Source organism: Stenotrophomonas thermophila, assembly GCF_001499715.1.
Taxonomy (GTDB): Bacteria; Pseudomonadota; Gammaproteobacteria; order Xanthomonadales; family Xanthomonadaceae; genus Stenotrophomonas; species Stenotrophomonas hibiscicola.
In genome coordinates, this window is record NZ_CVIW01000064.1 from 35,865 (window position 1) to 53,633 (window position 17,769).

The following is a 17,769-nucleotide window of genomic DNA, read 5'->3' on the forward strand; positions in this document are numbered from 1 at the left end:
GCACGTTACGATTGCGTTGCGACGCTGCATTTGCGCGACCCAACCGGAGAGTTTGCAGAATGTGGCGGCAGCAGCCCGCCGTTCTCACGGAAGCGCGAAGCCGACTGCCCGTAACGGGCGCGGAAGGCCCTGGCGAAGCTGCAGCAGTTGTCGAAACCGCTGGCGGCGGCAACTTCGCCCACCATCATGTCGGTATCGCGCAGCAGATCGGCCGCCCGTTCCAGGCGCAACCGTGCCGAAAGCGACTGCGGACTTTCCTCGTAGAGGCTCTGGAAGGTCTTGGAGAGATACCAGCTGGAGAAGTTGGTCAGTTCAGCCAGTTCACCGATGCGCACCACGCGGTGGCTGTTGCCTTCCAGGTACAGGCGGGCGCGCTGCATGCGGCCAAACACCTGGCGCTTGCGGCTGCGCGAGCGACCCGGGCAACGCTGCACGTTGTCGGCCAGCCCGCGCTGCAGGCCCGCCAGATGCAGCAGCAGCGGGCGCAATGCCTCCGCCGGCTGGCCACTGGCCAGCGCATCGCGCCACAGGCGCAGCGCAACACGTGCATCGCCGCGGTTCATGCGGCCACGCCCGGCATACAGGCCACAGTCGGCCATCTCGGCCAGCACGCGCAGCGCTTCGACGGTGAGGTTCAGGCCCAGGCACAAACCGTTGCGACCCGCCTGCACCAGCGGCCGCGATTCCTTCTCGAAGGCGATCCACTCGCCCTGGCGCAAACGGAAGCGTCCTTCCTTGGCTTCCACCCAGGAACTGCCGCGCACCTGCATCCACACAGTGAAGCTGCTGCCTGCGGTCTGCAGACTGCCCAGCCGGGCAACGCCCAGGCAGGTCGGCGCGACGTCGTCCAGGGCCTTGTCGAGGGAGATGGTTTGGCCGCGATCGGCCAGCGAGAGTTGACGCATGGGGGCACCACGGATTTGCCTAGTACAGGCCTCCGTTTTGCCCAATCTGGTGGGACCTCGTCAGGAAAGACTGCCGAGATCGCCACGAATTCGTGGCGAGAACCACACGAAAAAATTACGAAGAGAAATTCTTGTTCAAAATCAACATTCTGGAGAAGGCAGGGAACAGCGCCGGGGCTTTCTCGGGCAGCCGCATGATGCCGATGTCAGCGCCGTCACTGACCGCCAGCGCCACGTAGAGATCGCGCCCGTTGGCGCTGGCACTGAGTCCATTGCCCGCGCTGAGCCGCTGCGGATCAAGGCAGCGTTCCGGCACTTCGGTACCGTCCTGGATCAGGACCAGGGTCGTGCCGCACTGCGTGGACGTGCCGAGGTAACCGATGCCACCGTTCCCCACGACGGTCCAGGTGCGATAGCGCCACCGACTCGGCAGGTCTTCAGTGATCTGCCGCACACTGGCCGGTGACAGTGCCGGATCGACCGACCACAGCCCACCAGCGGCGAGGCGCGTGAACAGCACCCGTCCGCTGGCGCGATCAAAACGTGCCTGCGACACCCCATCAATGCTGGCCAGCCGGCGCCAGGGGTGAGAGCTGCGGTCGAACAGGCTCAAGCGCGTGCGCTGGTCGGCATCCCGCTCCACCACCAGCAGCTGGTCATCGCCGGCCCCGTAAAGCGCCTGCAGCGGTTGTTCGGCGGGCACCGGCAGTGGCTGCAGCCGCTCATCACGCGGCGAGATTTCGTAGACCACGGTACGTCCATGGTCATCGCGGCCAACCACCAGCAGGTGCCGGCTGTCGGCGGCCCAGTCCGGTGCCTGCCGGGCCTCCGGCCGCAGGCCTTCGATCAGCCGCAGCGAGTCCGGCCGCTGCATGTCAGCCCACCACAAGGCGAAACTGCCGGAGCGATCGGAGGTGAAGGCCAGCTGGCGGCCATCGGGCGCGGCCATCGGCTGACCATCACGGCCACTGGACGCGAACAGTCGTTCCGCACGTCCTCCCTCGATCGGAACCTTGAACACACCGAACTGCGCCCGCCGGTGGACAAACGCCAGCACGTTGCCATGCCGGGATACCGCAGGCCACTGCGCATCATCCAGGCCAGCGTCGCGCAGCGTGCGGCGCTCGACGTCGAGGTAGTACAGGCGTACTTCACTGTCCACGCGACGGCCGAACACGATGGTGCGCCCATCCCCCAGCCAGGCCCAGCCTCGCTGCTCGGCCGCTTCATTGGTCAGCTGCTCGGGGGTACCGCCGCCGGCGGGCATCCGCCACAGATCACCCATCTGCGGATTGCGCACGAACACCAGCCACTTACCGTCTGGCGAGTAGCGCGGCGCATAGTCGAAATCATCGGCATCGACGCGGTAATCCAGCTCACGCCATTGGCCACTGGCCAGATCCAGCACGCGGATGCCGCGATGCGCATAGCGTCCGACCATGCTGCCGAACACCAGCCCCCGGCCATCCGGGGTCCAGTCAAAACTGAGCAGCTCGGTGCCGTCGCAGCGGGTTGCCTGGCGCACGGCACCACCTGTGGCACTGGCGATCAGCACCTGGCAGCCGCCTCCGGCGCTGAACCGTGCAAACGCGATCTCGCGCCCATCCGGCGACCAGCTCGGGAAACGGTCGTTGGCACCGGCCGGAGGCGTCAGCAACTGGCGCGCGGGCGCATTGCCCGAGGTCTGCACCTTGATCGCACCGCCGCCCCCCCGTCGTCGTTGGCCCCTTCGTAGGCCACCTGGGAACCGTCGGGCGAAAGTGTTGGATACGTCTCAAAACCACTGGTCGCGGTGATCAGCCGGTAAGGCCGCTGCGGGCTGCCGATCACGCGAACGCCGTTCTCCACGGCCGCATCAACCGGTGAACTGGCTTCCGGCGCCTGCCGCAACAGCAGCATCGTCAGCACGATCACCGTGCCAAGCATCAATATGCCGATTGCCAACAGTACCTGGCGCCGGACCCGTCGCCACGCCCGGCGAAGCCCCGGCACCGGCACCGTACCGACCGCGGCCCTGCCACCGGCGTCCGCGGGCGGCAACGGAAGATCGGCCAGCTCGCCGCTGTCCACGGCAGCCTCAGGCGCCTCCAGCACCTGCACCGGCACCAGCAGCCGATAACCGCTCTTGGCGATGGTCTCGATATAGGTCTGGCCGTTGTCGTCGTCGTTGGCGAATGCCTTGCGCAGCTGCGTGACGGCCTGGGTCAGCACGTCATTGGTGGGCAGCGTGTCGGGCCACACTTCGGCAAACAGCTCCTCGCGGGTGACCACCCGGCCGGGCTGCCGCAGCAGAACGCGCAGCACACCCAGCGCTTTCGGCGTCAGCCGGCGCGGACGACGCGCACCTTCAACTTCGACCTCTCGCGAGGACAAAGTGACGACGCATTCGCCAACCTGGATACGGTCAGCCTCGGGCGGCTGGATTTCGCTGCTGTTCATTTTCCGGGATACAGTAGGGACGGGCCTGGGCAGGTTTCACCAGCAATACCGCCCCCAACCGGGGACAACAAAAAGCCAGATTCCGCACACAGCATCGGCGCATACCGCAAAAACAATGAAGCGGGCGAATACTAGCCTATGCGGGTTACCTCGCCTATCGCGTGGTCGACATCCAGGCTCTCTCTCGCCGACGCATTCACATAATTTGCTGCACCATTCGCGCCCTGCGGGGCGCGAAATTTTTATCTGGCGTTCATTTTCACACGCGCCGCAGCATGGTCAATCCGACCAGTCGCGAAACCACCAAAGCCACGTACATCACGCCTGAAAACTGCTCCAGCATGACCAGGGCACGCGCCTGCGGATGCAGGGGTACTACGTCGCTCAAGCCAACACCCGAGAGCAAACTGAAGCTCAGATAAAGCAGTTCCATCCAGGTGCGCTGTGCACCGCCGCCGGAGCCCTGGAAACTGCCCGGATACCATTGTTGGCACACGGCAAAAGCAAATGCGAAGGCCCAGGCCAGCAGCGTGAATGTGGCGCCTGCGGCGAACAGTTCATCGCGGGTGACTTTATGGTCCTGGAGCATGTAGGCAATGAGCGCACCGGCCGTATAGAAGTACAGCAGGCTCTCCAGCAGTTGCGCGGTGGTCAGCAGCGCAGTGCGGTCCAGCAGTGCACCGGCCAGCGAGAACACCACCGAGGGAATGGCCAGCAGCAGTGCCAGCCAGGTGCCCAGCGGGCTGCGTTGCACCACCCACAACGCCAGGCCCAGTACCGCCATGCCGAACATGCCCAGCGCCGCGCGGCCCGCAGCGGTGTCATCCAGCGCGGGGTACAGCAGCACCGCGATCAGCTGGGCGCCCAACAGCCAGGCCGAAGGATGACGGCGGGCAATGGCCAGCCAACGGGTGGTGATGGCAACAGGCATGGCGTCCTTTCCCCAGGGAGATGGGCGGAGGATAGCCGGGAGCGGCGTGATGAGCGGTAGTGCCGGCCGCTGGCCGGCACCCCCGCTTCCGCATCACCCCTGGCGATAGACCTCGGCACCGGCCGCGCGGAACTCCGCCGACTTCTCCTTCATGCCGGCTTCGGCGTAGTCACGCACATCCTGGGTGATCTTCATCGAACAGAAGTGCGGGCCGCACATCGAGCAGAAGTGGGCCAGCTTGTGCGCATCCTTCGGCAGCGTCTCGTCATGGAACTCCTTGGCCTTCTCCGGATCCAGGCCGAGGTGGAACTGGTCTTCCCAGCGGAACTCGAAACGCGCCTTGCTCAGCGCGTTGTCGCGCACCTGCGCGCCCGGATGCCCCTTGGCCAGGTCGGCTGCGTGCGCGGCAATGCGATAGGCCATGATGCCGTCGCGCACATCCTGGCGGTTGGGCAGGCCAAGGTGCTCCTTCGGCGTCACGTAGCAGAGCATCGCCGTGCCGAACCAGCCGATCATCGCCGCACCGACCGCGCTGGTGATGTGGTCGTAGCCCGGCGCGATGTCAGTGGTCAGCGGGCCCAGCGTATAGAACGGTGCTTCGCCACACTCGCGCAGCTGCTTGTCCATGTTTTCCTTGATCAGCTGCATCGGCACGTGGCCGGGGCCTTCGATCATGGTCTGCACATCGTGTTTCCAGGCGATCTTCGTCAGCTCGCCCAGTGTTTCCAGCTCACCGTACTGCGCGGCGTCGTTGGCATCGGCGATGCAGCCCGGGCGCAGGCCGTCACCCAGCGAGAAGGTCACGTCGTACGCCTTCATGATCTCGCAGATGTCTTCGAAGTGCGTGTAGAGAAAATTCTCCTTGTGGTGCGCCAGGCACCACTTGGCCATGATCGAGCCACCGCGGCTGACGATGCCGGTAACACGCCTGGCAGTGAGCGGCACGTAGCGCAACAGGACGCCTGCGTGGATGGTGAAGTAGTCCACGCCCTGCTCGGCCTGCTCGATCAGCGTGTCGCGGAAGATCTCCCAGGTAAGCGCCTCGGCACGGCCGTCAACCTTCTCCAGCGCCTGGTAGATCGGCACGGTACCGATCGCCACCGGCGAATTGCGGATGATCCACTCGCGGGTTTCGTGGATGTGCTTGCCGGTGGACAGGTCCATCACCGTGTCACCGCCCCAGCGGATCGCCCACACCAGCTTCTCCACTTCCTCGGCGATGCCGGAAGACACCGCGCTGTTGCCGATGTTGGCGTTGATCTTGGTCAGGAAATTGCGGCCGATGATCATCGGCTCGCTTTCCGGATGGTTGATGTTGTTGGGCAGCACCGCGCGGCCGCGTGCGATCTCGTCGCGCACGAATTCGGGTGTGATCACCTTCTGGATTGAAGCACCGAACGACTCGCCCGGGTGCTGCTGCAGCAGGCCGGCATCGCGGACCGCGTCGAGCCGCTGGTTCTCGCGGATGGCGACGAACTCCATTTCCGGCGTGATGATGCCGCGGCGCGCGTAATGCATCTGGGTGACGTTGGCACCGGCACGTGCACGGCGTGGCAGGCTGCGCGCGGGGAAACGCACCGCGTCAAGCTTCGGGTCATGCTCGCGATCGCGGCCGAACGAAGAACTCAGTGCTTCAAGCTGCTCGGTATCACCGCGCTCTTCCACCCAGCCGCGACGCAGTGCCGGCAAACCGGCGGACAGATCGATGCGCACCTCCGGGTCGGTGTACGGGCCCGACGTGTCGTAAACGGTCACCGGCGCATTCTCTTCGCCGCCGAACAGCGTCGGCGTACGGGTCAGCGCGATCTCGCGCATCGGCACCTGCAGATCCGGGCGTGAACCGGGCACGTGGATCTTGCGCGAGCCGGGAATGGGCCGGGTCACGGATCCGGAGAGTTGCTGGGCCTGTTGCTGCAGGGCGGAGAGCTGTGCGTTCATCGGGCATCGTCCAGGAAGGTCAGGGACGAAGCGGCGGCGCACGGCACCCGCGCACGGACGGTCCTTGGGCGGAGTCCGGGCACGGCTGCATTGCAAAGCTTCCCTACGCCGGTATGAGCCGGATCAGGTTCCAAGGGACTGTCTCAACCTTGGCCACATGGCCCGGTACCCCCGCTTCTTGGTGCGCATTAGAGCATAGACCGCCCGCCTCCGGGACCAGATCGCCATTCGTTAACGGAACCATGACGTCGCGTTCAGTAACGTGCACGCCATCGCGTTGCTGAGATCGATGCGTTCCCCGCCGCCTTCGCGGCCCCTGCCCGGTCCGTGCTGCATGCCGCCGGCCCTTCGCCGCAAGCTCTGCTCGCTCCCCTCAATCCCCCTTGATCGGAGAAGCTCCTTCATGGTGTTTCGCGTTTCCATCGCACTGGTTCTGCTGCTGGTGCTGCTCGCCGGTATCGCCCCCGGCCCCTTCAACACCGTGGTCCAGTCGATGCTGGCGGAAGTCATCCGCAGTGTCGGCTGGCTGTACCTGCTGGTGGTGTTCCTGGCGCTGGTGTTCCTGATGTACCTGGCGTTCGGCCGCTTCGGCAATCTGCGCATCGGCGGCGAGGACGCCGAACCCGAGTTCTCGCGTGCCAGCTGGATGTCGATGCTGTTCGCCGCCGGCATGGGCATCGGCCTGGTGTTCTGGGGTGCGGCCGAGCCCATCTCGCATTTCAGCAAGCCGCCGGAAGGCCTGGCGCCGCAAAGCCTGGATGCGGCGCGCGCATCGATGCGCTATGCGTTCTTCCACTGGGGCCTGCACCCGTGGGCGATCTACGCACTGATCGGCCTGGCGATGGCCTGGTTCCAGTTCAACCGCAACGGACGCGGCCTGGTCAGCGACATGCTGCAGCCGATCATCGGCCGCCACCATCGCGGCTGGATCGGTCGGGTGGTCAACATCGCCGCCGTAGTTGCCACCGCGATCGGTGTCGCCACCACGCTCGGCTTCGGCACCATCCAGATTGCTGCCGGTATCGAACGCGTCTTCAGCGTGCAGGCTACCGTCGCCGTGCAGATGACCATCATTGCCGTCGCCTTCGTGCTGTACATGGCCTCCACCGCCAGTGGCGTGGAGCGAGGTGTGAAGTGGCTGTCCAACTTCAACCTGGCGTTGGCTGCCCTGCTGGCGGCCATCCTGCTGGTGCTGGGGCCGACCGGCTTCATCTTCGATACGTTCACCACCACGCTGGGCTCCTACCTCAACCAGCTGGTGACGATGAGCCTGCGCATGTCACCGTTCTCCGGCAGCACCTGGGTGGCGGACTGGACGATCTTCTACTGGGCCTGGTGGATCTCGTGGGCACCGTTCGTGGGATCGTTCATCGCGCGCATCTCGCGCGGCCGCAGCGTGCGCGAGTTCGTGATCGGCGTCGTGCTCGCACCGACGCTGCTGGGCTTCTTCTGGTTCGCGGTGTTCGGCGGCACTGCGTTGTGGGCACAGATCTTCGGCCATGCCGATCTGGTGCAGGCGCTTGGCAATGGCTACGAGACGGTGTTGTTCACGCTGTTCGACAGCATGCCGCTACCGTTGTTGCTGTCGTGCATCGCGCTGGTGCTGCTGATGATCTTCTTCGTGACCTCGGCCGATTCGGCGGTCCTGGTGCTGGCCAGCATGTCCACCGACGAGGCTGGCGACCCACCGTTGAAGCGCAAGCTGGCCTGGGGCATTGCGGTGGCACTGATCGCAGCGGCGTTGCTGCTGGCCGGAGGCCTGGACGCGCTGCAGGGCATGATCACGATCGCGGCATTGCCATTCGCGCTGCTGATGGTGCTGGTGATGGTGTCGCTGTACCGGGTGCTGGACCAGGAGTACACGCGCGAGCGGCGGCAGGCGCAGCGCCAGCGGCACATGATCGACGCGTGGATTGCACGCGAGATGGCGGCGCAGGAGGAAACCCAGGCGGAGGCGGCGCGCGCGCACGATCAGGATTGAGGGAGGTTTTGCAGCTTGCGGCTGTACCGCTTTTCTCAAGCAACGGCAACAGCAACTTCAAAAGCGGCTCCGGATTTCTGCTGGTTTGGCGGGGAGGGGGCAGATGGCGGGACACGCCGCAAGTACGTCCTTGTAGGCTCGTCCACGGCATCCATGCCGTGGACGGTCCCGCCATCTGCCCCCTCCCCGCCTCCGACAATTTCCCGGTGACGGCAGTAGATCCACGCCATGCGTGGATCAGGTGTGTCGGAAAACAAGAAGGGGTCGGACCCGCAGCGCGCGGCTGTTGCTGTTGCTGTTGCTGTTGCCTTTGCTCTTGATCTTCTTCTTTCTCTTCCTGCGGTGGCGGCCACAGGAAACTGTCCGTGGCCGGGCGGGTGGGTTGGCTGGGGGCGTGAGCCGCATGGGCCCGAGGCATGCCTCGGGCGGGTTGGGCAGGACGCCCAACCCCGGTCTTGCCGTGTACGCAGGACTGCGCACACGAGCAAGCGGCGACCGAGCCTACATGGACGTACTTGCAGCGGCCCCCAGACAATCCACCCGCCCGGCCAAACCAAGCATCACTGAAACCCTCACCACCGCCGAGGGGGCTCAGCCCGGTGGCCGGAAAACCTCAATACCCCGCCGCCTGCCCATCCTTGCGGCTCTCCGAAGCACCGTAGTAAACCCCGGTCTCGGGATCACGCATGATCGCCTGGTACCCGCCATACGGGCCATCGGCGAACACGATGCGATGCCCCTTGCGCATCAACGCGCGCACCGTCTCGTACGGGAAGCCGGTTTCCAGATTCACTTCGCCGCCATCGGTCATCGCCGTGGCCTGACCCGTCGGTTCGGTTGAGCCTTCATGCTGGATGCGCGGTGCATCACCGGCTTCCTGCAGGTTCATGCCGAAGTCCACCAGGTTCATCACGATCTGCGCGTGGCCCTGCGGCTGCATCGCGCCGCCCATCACGCCGAAGCTGGCATACGGCTTGCCGCCCTTGGTGATGAACGCCGGGATGATCGTCTGGAAAGGCCGCTTGCCCGGCGCGTAGCCGTTGGGATGGTTCTTCTGCAGCACGAACATCTCGCCGCGGTCCTGCAGGATGAAACCCAGACCGGGCGGTGCCATGCCGCTGCCCATGCCACGGTAGTTGGACTGGATCAGCGAGACCATCATGCCGTCGGCGTCGGCCACGGTCATGTAGATCGTGTCGCCCTCCTCCAGCTGCTTCGGCGTGCCCGGCTGCACTTCCTTCAACGCCTTTTCCATCGAGATCAGCGCGCGGCGCTGCGCGGCGTATTCCTTGGAAATCAGCTTCTGCACCGGTGCCGGCTGGAACGCCATGTCGGCGTAGAAGCGTGCACGGTCGGCGAAGGCCAGCTTCTTCGCTTCAACGAACAGGTGCACATGCTCCGGTGAACCAAACGGGATCTTCGAGAAGTCGTAGCCTTCCAGCACGTTGAGGATCTGCAGCGCGGCAATGCCCTGGCTGTTCGGCGGCAGTTCCCACACGTCGTAGCCACGGTAGTTGCTGCTGACCGGTTCGACCCATTCGCCATGATGGTCAGCCATGTCCTGATAGCTCAGGTAGCCACCGTTGGCCTTGAAATAGTCGCCGATGGTGCGGGCGATGTCACCCTTGTAGAAGGCGTCGCGTCCGCCATCGGCGATCTTCTGCAGCGTGCTGGCCAGATTCGGGTTCTTCCACATCTCGCCCTTGCGCGGGGCGTGGCCGTTGATCGTGAACTGCTCGTTGAAGCCCGGGTACTGCGACAACTTGGGCACCGAGCGGTCCCAGTAGTAGGCGATCACCTCGGCCACCGGGTGACCCTCGCGGGCGTAGCGGATGGCCGGCGCCAGGTTGTCGGCCATCGGCTTGCGACCGAAGCGGTCGTGCAGCGCGAACCAGCCGTCGACTGCACCCGGCACCGACACCGGCAGTGGACCGGTGGCCGGGATGTCCTTCAGGCCACGGCGCTGGAACTCGGCCAGGGTGAGCGATTTCGGCGAGCGCCCCGAGCCGTTGTAGCCGTAGAGCTTCTGCGTCTTCGGGTCCCAGACGATGGCGAACAGGTCGCCGCCGATGCCGTTGCCGGTGGGCTCCATCAGGCCCAGCGCTGCGTTGGCCGCGATGGCGGCATCCACCGCCGAGCCACCGCCCTTCATCACGTCCAGCGCGATCTGGGTGGCCAGCGGCTGCGAGGTGGCGGCCATCGCATGAGGGGCGATCACCTCCGAACGGGTGGCGAAGGTGTGGCCGGTAATGCGGTCGGCGGCAAAGGACAGCGCGGGCACGGCAGCCAGCACGGCGGCGGCGATCAGGGGACGGGCAAGGCGTCGGGACACGGTCGGGTTCCGATGGACGGGTGGTTCCCCGATCTTCGCCGCTGCGGCCTTCACGCGGTATCGGACAGACGTCATGGACGTTGATCCTGGGGTGGAAGAATCCAACGGATTCCGCGCAAAAACCGCCCAGAAAGGAGTGAATTCGGGTTCATCGAAACACTTTCAGCAGCAACCATCCTTGTGCCGCAAGCGATTGCGCTGGATTCACTGGAAACCGATAAAAAAACCGTCGCGAGGGTTGACACCGCCAAAACGGCTGTGTTTCTCTCGATCACATGTTGCATCACAACACGCCACTGCGAACCCACATTGAAGCCGCCGACACCGGCGCCGCCTCGCTGCGTTCGATTCTTGTGCTCGTACTTATTACCCAGCCAACAGGTGCGGGACGAGCCAGCGTGTAAGCAACAAACACACCGGAACTCATCAAAACCCGCACCCGCCCCGGTGCGGGTTTTTTCATTTCAGGACCTGGTTTCAGACGCAACCACCATGACCAACGCTCAGTGCAAAGCCCGGCCCCAGACCACCACCACGCCTCGTGGTGGCTGTGCCTGTGCGATGCGTAGCGCCTCCTCCACCGATTTCCCCTGACCGGCCGGTACGTCACCTCGACGACCGGCCGTTCTTTTTTCTTCCCACCGCAAGGAACCTCCCCCATGAGCACCAACGACCTGCCCCAGACCAAGATCGCCGTCATCGGCTACGGCAGCCAGGGCCGCGCCCACGCACTGAACCTGCGCGAATCCGGCTTCGACGTGGTGGTAGGCCTGCGTCCGGGTGGCCCGACCGAGGTCAAGGCGCAGGCCGATGGCTTCACCGTGAAAGCACCGGCGGATGCGGTGAAGGATGCGGACCTGGTTGCCGTGCTGACCCCGGACATGGTGCAGAAGAAGCTGTACGACGACGTGCTGGCACCGAACATGAAGCAGGGTGCGGTGCTGTTGTTCGCGCACGGCCTGAACGTTCATTTCGACATGATCAAGCCGCGCGACGACCTCGACGTGGTGCTGGTCGCACCGAAGGGCCCGGGCGCGCTGGTCCGACGTGAATATGAAATCGGCCGCGGCGTGCCGTGCATCTGGGCGGTCTACCAGGACAAAAGCGGCAAGGCCGCCGAGTACGCACTCGCCTATGCAGCCGGCCTGGGTGGCGCCCGCGCCAACCTGATCCAGACCACCTTCAAGGAAGAGACCGAAACTGATCTGTTCGGCGAGCAGGCGGTGCTGTGCGGTGGCGCTTCGGCGCTGGTGCAGGCGGGCTTCGAGACCCTGGTGGAAGCCGGTTACCAGCCGGAAATCGCCTATTACGAAGTGCTGCACGAACTGAAGCTGATCGTGGACCTGTTCTACGAAGGTGGCATCTCGCGCATGCTGGAGTTCATCTCCGAGACCGCGCAGTACGGCGATTACGTCAGCGGCCCGCGTGTGATCGATGCCGGCACCAAGGAACGCATGAAGGAAGTACTGAAGGACATCCAGGACGGCACCTTCACCAAGAACTGGGTGGCCGAGTACGAAGCGGGCCTGCCGAACTACAACAGGTTCAAGCAGGCCGACCTGGAGCACCCGATCGAGAAGGTGGGCAAGGAACTGCGCGCCAAGATGGTCTGGTTGCAAGGACAGGCCGCGTAAACGCGCGGCCCTCCCCCACCCGCTTTGCAAGGTTCCCCCATGAACTCTTCGACACATCGCAGCGCGCCGCCCAACGGCGCGCGCTGGCTGACCCAGGCGCTGGAGGCCGAAGGCGTCCGCACGCTGTTCGGCTATCCAGGTGGCACCATCATGCCGTTCTACGACGCGCTGGTGGATTCGTCGCTGAAGCACATCCTGGTACGCCATGAGCAGGGTGCGGCGCTGGCCGCCAACGGCTTCGCCCGCGCCAGCAACCAGGTCGGCGTCTGCGTGGCCACATCCGGCCCGGGCGCCTCGAACCTGGTCACCGGCATTGCCGATGCGATGCTCGATTCGGTACCGATGGTCTGCATCACCGGCCAGGTCGGCACGCCGCTGCTGGGCACCGACGCCTTCCAGGAACTGGATGTGTTCGGCCTGACGATGCCGATCGTCAAGCACAGCTGGCTGGTGCGCAGCGTCGATGACCTGCCGCGCGTGGTCGCCGATGCGTTCCGCATTGCCCGTGAGGGTCGCCCCGGCCCGGTGCTGATCGACCTGCCCAAGGATGTGCAGTTGGCCGATGCCAGCCATCTGCCGGCGCATGTGCCCAGCAGCGTCGAACCGCCGCCGGCGCCGGCCGAGGCCGCCATCGCCGAGGCCATCGCCGCGCTGGCCGCAGCCGAGAAGCCGGTGGTCTACGCCGGTGGCGGCATCGCGCTGGGCGATGCCGTGCAGGACCTGCGCGACTTCGTCGAGGCCAGTGCCATCCCCACCGTGATGACCCTGCGCGGCCTGGGTGCACTGCCGGCCAGCCATCCGCAGTCGCTGGGCATGCTGGGCATGCACGGCACCCGCGCGGCCAACATGGCGGTGCAGGAAAGCGACCTGCTGCTGGTGCTGGGGGCGCGTTTCGATGACCGTGCCACCGGCAAGCTGGCCGAGTTCGCCCCGTTCGCCCGTGTGGTCCACATCGATGCGGACGCCTACGAGATCTCCAAGCTGCGCAGCGCCGATGTCGCCGTGCCTGGCAACGTCGGTCACGCCATCCGCGCCCTGCGAGCGGCCTTCCCCTCCCCCAAGGCCCACCAGGAGGCGTGGCGCAAGCGCTGTGCGCAGCACCGCGATCGCTTCGCTGCCCGCTACGATGCCCCGGGGCAACACATCTACGCGCCGGCGCTGCTGAAGCGCCTGAGCGAGCTGGCCCCGGCCGATGCGGTGATCGCCTGCGACGTTGGCCAGCACCAGATGTGGGTGGCCCAGCACTGCCGCTTCAACCACCCGCGCAACCACCTGACCAGTGGCGCGCTGGGCACCATGGGCTTCGGCCTGCCGGCGGCGATGGGCGCGCAGTTCGCCTGCCCCGACCGCACCGTGGTGCTGGTGTCCGGCGATGGCAGCTTCATGATGAACGTGCAGGAGCTGGCGACCATCGCCCGCTGCCGCCTGCCGGTGAAGATCGTGCTGCTCGACAACAGTTCGCTGGGCATGGTGCGGCAGTGGCAGGAGCTGTTCTTCGCCGAGCGTTACAGCGAGATCGACCTGTCCGACAACCCGGACTTCGTGGCACTGGCGCAGGTGTTCGGCATCGCCGCCACCCGCATCGACAACCGCGACGACGTGGAAGGCGGCCTGGCCGCGCTGCTGGCCGAACCGGGCCCGGCACTGTTGCACGTGGCCATCGATGCACGCGCCAACGTATGGCCGTTGGTGCCGCCGAACACTGCCAACAGCACGATGCTGGAAAGCAACCCCGCCCATGCCCGCCAGGAGACCCCCAATGCAATACCGGCTTGACCTGGTGCTGCACCCGGCCGAAGGCGCGCTGTTGCGCGTGATCGGCATGGCCGAACGCCGCGGCTTCGCGCCGCGTGCGATCAGCGGTGCGCCGGTGGCCGCCGACGATGGCCGCTGGCACCTGCAGCTGGTCGTCGATGGCCAGCGCCCGGCGGAAACGCTGCGCCGGCAGATCGAGAAGATCTACGACTGCGTGTCCGTGCAGGTCACCGCCGTGGAAGGAGTATCGCCATGAACACCCGTACCGTAGCGACCACGGTGCCGGTACGGAGGCGTCTTCTTCGCCGCCCGTGCCCGCATGCGGCGGTCGCCCGCACCGCGCTGGTGGCCCATGCCGGCCGCTGATGCCAGCCAGGAAAGCGATGTCGACGACGTAAGCGTCGCCGATGTACTGGCGGCGCAGGCCCGGCTGCGGCGCTTCCTGCCGCCTACCCCGCTGCACCATGCCGAGCGCTTCGGCACCTGGCTGAAGCTGGAGAACCTGCAGCGCACCGGGTCCTACAAGGTACGCGGCGCGTTGAACGCGCTGCTGGCCGGCCGCGAGCGCGGTGACACCCGGCCGGTGATCTGCGCCTCGGCCGGCAACCACGCCCAGGGCGTGGCATGGGCCGCCTACCGCCTGGACGTGCCGGCCATCACCGTGATGCCGCATGGCGCACCGGCCACCAAGATCGCCGGCGTCGCCCACTGGGGCGCCACCGTGCGCCAGCATGGCACCAGCTACGACGAGGCCTACGCCTTCGCCGTCGAACTGGCGCAACGCCACGGTTACCGCTTCCTGTCCGCGTTCGACGACGCCGACGTGATCGCCGGCCAGGGCACCGTCGGCATCGAGCTGGCCGCGCACGCGCCGGACGTGGTGATCGTGCCGATCGGTGGCGGCGGGCTGGCTTCCGGCGTTGCACTGGCGCTGAAATCGCAGGGCGTGCGCGTGGTCGGCGCGCAGGTGGAAGGCGTTGATTCGATGGCACGCGCGATCCGCGGCGACGTGCGCGAGATCGCCCCCGTCGCCTCGCTGGCCGACGGCGTGCGGGTCAAGATTCCCGGCTTCCTCACCCGCCGCCTGTGCACCTCGCTGCTGGATGACGTGGTGATCGTGCGCGAGGCCGAGCTGCGCGAAACCCTGGTCCGGCTGGCACTGGAAGAACACATCATCGCCGAGGGCGCCGGCGCGCTGGCGCTGGCCGCCGGCCGCCGCGTGGCCGGCCGCCGCAAGTGCGCGGTGGTATCCGGCGGCAACATCGATGCCGGTGTCCTGGCTGGCCTGCTCACCGACATCCGTCCGCGCCCGCCGCGCAAGCCTCGGCGACGGCGCAGCGAAACACCGCGCTCGCCCAGCAAGGCCAGCGCCCTCGCCTCCCCCGCCTCTTCCCCTTCCCCCCTGCAAGCCGTCGCACCCGCTGTCGAGGAGATTTCCCTGTGACCACCATCGAACGAATTACCACCCCGCGCATCCGCATCTTCGACACCACCCTGCGTGACGGCGAGCAGTCCCCCGGCTGCAGCATGAGCCCGCCGCAGAAGCTGGTGATGGCGCGTGCGCTGGACGAACTGGGCGTGGACATCATCGAGACCGGCTTTCCGGCCAGCTCGCAGTCCGACCGCGAAGCGATGGCCCTGATCGGCCGCGAACTGCGCCGCCCGAGCCTGAGCCTGGCGGTGCTGTCGCGCTGCCTGCAGGCCGATATCGAAACCTCGGCGCGTGCCCTGGAAGCTGCGGCCAACCCGCGCCTGCACGTGTTCCTGTCCACCAGCCCGCTGCACCGCGAGCACAAGCTGCGCATGACCCGCGAGCAGGTGCTGGAATCGGTACGCAAGCATGTATCGCTGGCACGCTCGTACATCGACGATGTCGAATTCTCGGCCGAGGATGCCACCCGCACCGAGCTGGACTACCTGATCGAAGTCTCGCGCGTGGCCATTGCCGCCGGCGCCACCACCATCAACCTGCCCGACACCGTCGGCTTCACCACGCCGGAAGAAATCCGCGCGATGTTCCAGCAGGTCATCGCCGGCGTCGCCGACGTTCCGAACGCCGCCAATGTGATCTTCAGCGCGCACTGCCACAATGACCTGGGCCTGGCCGTGGCCAACTCGCTGGCTGCCATCGAAGGCGGCGCACGCCAGGTCGAGTGCACCATCAATGGCATCGGTGAACGTGCAGGCAACTGTTCGCTGGAAGAAATCGCGATGGTGCTGAAGGTGCGCCAGGCCTTCTACGAGCAGGACAGTTCGATCAACACCCCGCGCATCGTCGGCACCTCGCAGCTGCTGCAGCGCCTGGTCGGCATGCCGGTACAGCGCAACAAGGCCATCGTCGGTGCCAATGCCTTTGCCCACGAATCGGGCATCCACCAGCACGGCATGCTGCGCCATCGCGGCACCTACGAAATCATGCGTCCGGAAGACGTGGGCTGGGAGGATTCGCAGATGGTGCTGGGCCGCCACAGCGGTCGCGCCGCCGTCGAAGCGCGCCTGCGCGCGCTGGGTTTCTGGCTGGACGAAGACGAACTGAAGCTGGTATTCGAGCAGTTCAAGGGCCTGTGCGAGCAGCAGCGCGTGGTCACCGATGCCGACCTGCAGACGTTGATGCAGGGCGGCTCCAATGCACAGGGCTACCGCTTGGCCTCGATGACCATCAGCGATGTGGGCAGCCGCGCCAACGCGCTGGTCGAACTGTCCGACCCGGACGGCAACCGCGTGGCCGAAACCGCACAGGGCGACGGCCCGGTCGATGCGCTGTTCGGCGCGCTGTCGGCCGCCACCGGCGTGCAGCTGATGCTGGACAGCTACCACGTGCACAGCGTCGGCATCGGCGCGGATGCGCGTGGCGAAGCCAACCTGAGCGTGCGCCACGAGGGCGTGGAGTACGACGGCACCGGCACCAGCAAGGACATCATCGAAGCCTCCGCGCTGGCCTGGCTGGATGTTGCCAATCGCCTGCTGCGCCAGCGCCAGGCCGCCGCCCACAGCAGCACCGACGTTCCCACCCCCGCCACCGCCTGAGGAACCCGCCATGAGCGCCTTCGACACCCCCACCCCGGCCAGCGCCGCTGGCCAGCAGTGGAATGCCCAGGACTATGCGATCGATGCCGGCTTCGTGCCCCTGCTCGGCGGCGCGGTCTCGCGCCTGCTCGACCCGCGCGCCGGTGAGCGCATCCTCGACCTGGGCTGTGGCGATGGCGTGCTCAGCACCGAACTGGCGCTGAGCGGTGCGCGCATCCACGGCGTGGATGCCTCGCCGGAACTGGTGATCGCCGCCCGCGCGCGCGGTGTCGATGCCCAGGTGATGGACGGCCACGCACTGTCGTTCGACAGCGAGTTCGATGCAGTGTTCAGCAACGCGGCACTGCATTGGATGGGCACCCCGGACCGCGTGCTGGAAGGCGTACGCCGCGCGCTGCGCCCCGGTGGCCGCTTCGTCGCCGAGTTCGGCGGCCATGGCAACGTGGCCACGATCATCGCGGCCGTGCAGGCCGCACGCGTGGCGCACGGCCATGGCGCCAGCGCCTTCCAGTGGTACTTCCCGACGGCCGATGCCTACGCCGACCGCCTGCGCCAGCATGGCTTCCAGGTGCAACTGATCGAGTGCACGCCGCGCCCAACGGCATTGCCGACCGGCGAGGCCGGCTGGCTGCGCGTCTTCGCCGCGCCGCTGCTGGACGACCTGCCAGCCGAGGCACGCGCTACGGTGCGCGAGGCCGCGAGCGCGCTGCTGGCCGAGCTGCCGCGCAACGCCGCCGGCCAGCCGCTGGCGGACTATGTGCGGCTGCGCGTGCTCCCCCGCCGTCGCTGACTTGACCGTTCCGCCTTCTTTACTGATGTTCGCTATT

General features: G+C 66.4%; 11 protein-coding genes, 1 pseudogene and 1 riboswitch. Of the genes and pseudogenes, 7 read left to right on the plus strand and 5 right to left on the minus strand.

Annotation, left to right across the window (positions count from 1 at the left end):
• Positions 1-5: 5 nt before the first annotated feature.
• The 4 genes and pseudogenes from BN1263_RS19445 to thiC form a co-directional block, all read right to left on the minus strand.
• Positions 6-905 carry a helix-turn-helix transcriptional regulator gene (locus BN1263_RS19445; protein ID WP_019662034.1) on the minus strand — a complete coding sequence of 300 codons (900 nt, stop codon included), beginning with the start codon at positions 903-905 and terminating at the stop codon, positions 6-8.
• A gap of 115 nt (positions 906-1,020) precedes the next feature.
• A pseudogene (locus BN1263_RS19450) lies at positions 1,021-3,344 on the minus strand (winged helix-turn-helix domain-containing protein).
• 259 nt (positions 3,345-3,603) lie between these two features.
• Positions 3,604-4,275, minus strand: a complete 672-nt coding sequence (locus BN1263_RS19455) for an ion channel (RefSeq protein ID WP_019662036.1) — start codon at positions 4,273-4,275, stop codon at positions 3,604-3,606.
• A gap of 93 nt (positions 4,276-4,368) precedes the next feature.
• Positions 4,369-6,213 carry a phosphomethylpyrimidine synthase ThiC gene (thiC, locus tag BN1263_RS19460; RefSeq protein ID WP_058983525.1) on the minus strand — a complete coding sequence of 615 codons (1,845 nt, stop codon included), beginning with the start codon at positions 6,211-6,213 and terminating at the stop codon, positions 4,369-4,371.
• Between the two features lie 82 nt (positions 6,214-6,295).
• Positions 6,296-6,396, minus strand: a riboswitch (TPP riboswitch).
• Positions 6,397-6,616: 220 nt separating this feature from the next.
• Here thiC and BN1263_RS19465 point away from each other — a divergent pair.
• Positions 6,617-8,194, plus strand: a complete 1,578-nt coding sequence (locus BN1263_RS19465; RefSeq protein ID WP_005410943.1) for a BCCT family transporter — start codon at positions 6,617-6,619, stop codon at positions 8,192-8,194.
• 613 nt (positions 8,195-8,807) lie between these two features.
• Here the strand turns inward: BN1263_RS19465 and ggt are convergent.
• On the minus strand, positions 8,808-10,526 hold the full coding sequence (gene ggt / locus BN1263_RS19470; RefSeq protein WP_058983634.1) for a gamma-glutamyltransferase: 1,719 nt from the start codon (positions 10,524-10,526) through the stop codon (positions 8,808-8,810).
• Between the two features lie 659 nt (positions 10,527-11,185).
• Here ggt and ilvC point away from each other — a divergent pair.
• From ilvC to BN1263_RS19500, 6 genes are all read left to right on the plus strand, one after another.
• Complete coding sequence (ilvC, locus tag BN1263_RS19475) at positions 11,186-12,160, plus strand: ketol-acid reductoisomerase (RefSeq protein ID WP_021202138.1); 975 nt, start codon at positions 11,186-11,188, stop codon at positions 12,158-12,160.
• A gap of 39 nt (positions 12,161-12,199) precedes the next feature.
• Entirely contained in the window at positions 12,200-13,936 is a 1,737-nt protein-coding gene (gene ilvG / locus BN1263_RS19480; protein WP_058983527.1) for an acetolactate synthase 2 catalytic subunit, read from the plus strand.
• Positions 13,920-14,171, plus strand: coding sequence for an ACT domain-containing protein (locus tag BN1263_RS19485; protein ID WP_058983529.1), 252 nt, complete (start codon positions 13,920-13,922; stop codon positions 14,169-14,171). Before ilvG ends, BN1263_RS19485 begins: the two co-directional genes overlap by 17 nt.
• A gap of 96 nt (positions 14,172-14,267) precedes the next feature.
• The gene (locus BN1263_RS19490) at positions 14,268-15,359 is read left to right on the plus strand and encodes a threonine dehydratase (RefSeq protein ID WP_058983532.1); all 1,092 of its coding nucleotides are present in this window, start codon (positions 14,268-14,270) and stop codon (positions 15,357-15,359) included.
• Positions 15,356-16,942 (plus strand): 2-isopropylmalate synthase, encoded by a 1,587-nt coding sequence (locus tag BN1263_RS19495; protein ID WP_021202141.1) that lies wholly within the window; start codon positions 15,356-15,358, stop codon positions 16,940-16,942. The genes BN1263_RS19490 and BN1263_RS19495 overlap by 4 nt, the downstream gene beginning before the upstream one ends.
• Before the next feature lie 10 nt (positions 16,943-16,952).
• Entirely contained in the window at positions 16,953-17,732 is a 780-nt protein-coding gene (locus tag BN1263_RS19500) for a class I SAM-dependent methyltransferase (RefSeq protein WP_058983534.1), read from the plus strand.
• Positions 17,733-17,769 lie beyond the last annotated feature (37 nt).

Excerpts from the sequence above, each read along its gene's own strand:
- BN1263_RS19445 (WP_019662034.1), bottom strand. The coding sequence starts at position 905 with ATGCGTCAACTCTCGCTGGCCGATCGCGGCCAAACCATCTCCCTCGAC.
- BN1263_RS19455 (WP_019662036.1), bottom strand. The coding sequence starts at position 4,275 with ATGCCTGTTGCCATCACCACCCGTTGGCTGGCCATTGCCCGCCGTCAT.
- thiC (WP_058983525.1), bottom strand. The coding sequence starts at position 6,213 with ATGAACGCACAGCTCTCCGCCCTGCAGCAACAGGCCCAGCAACTCTCC.
- BN1263_RS19465 (WP_005410943.1), top strand. The coding sequence starts at position 6,617 with ATGGTGTTTCGCGTTTCCATCGCACTGGTTCTGCTGCTGGTGCTGCTC.
- ilvC (WP_021202138.1), top strand. The coding sequence starts at position 11,186 with ATGAGCACCAACGACCTGCCCCAGACCAAGATCGCCGTCATCGGCTAC.
- ilvG (WP_058983527.1), top strand. The coding sequence starts at position 12,200 with ATGAACTCTTCGACACATCGCAGCGCGCCGCCCAACGGCGCGCGCTGG.
- BN1263_RS19485 (WP_058983529.1), top strand. The coding sequence starts at position 13,920 with ATGCAATACCGGCTTGACCTGGTGCTGCACCCGGCCGAAGGCGCGCTG.
- BN1263_RS19490 (WP_058983532.1), top strand. The coding sequence starts at position 14,268 with ATGCCGGCCGCTGATGCCAGCCAGGAAAGCGATGTCGACGACGTAAGC.
- BN1263_RS19500 (WP_058983534.1), top strand. The coding sequence starts at position 16,953 with ATGAGCGCCTTCGACACCCCCACCCCGGCCAGCGCCGCTGGCCAGCAG.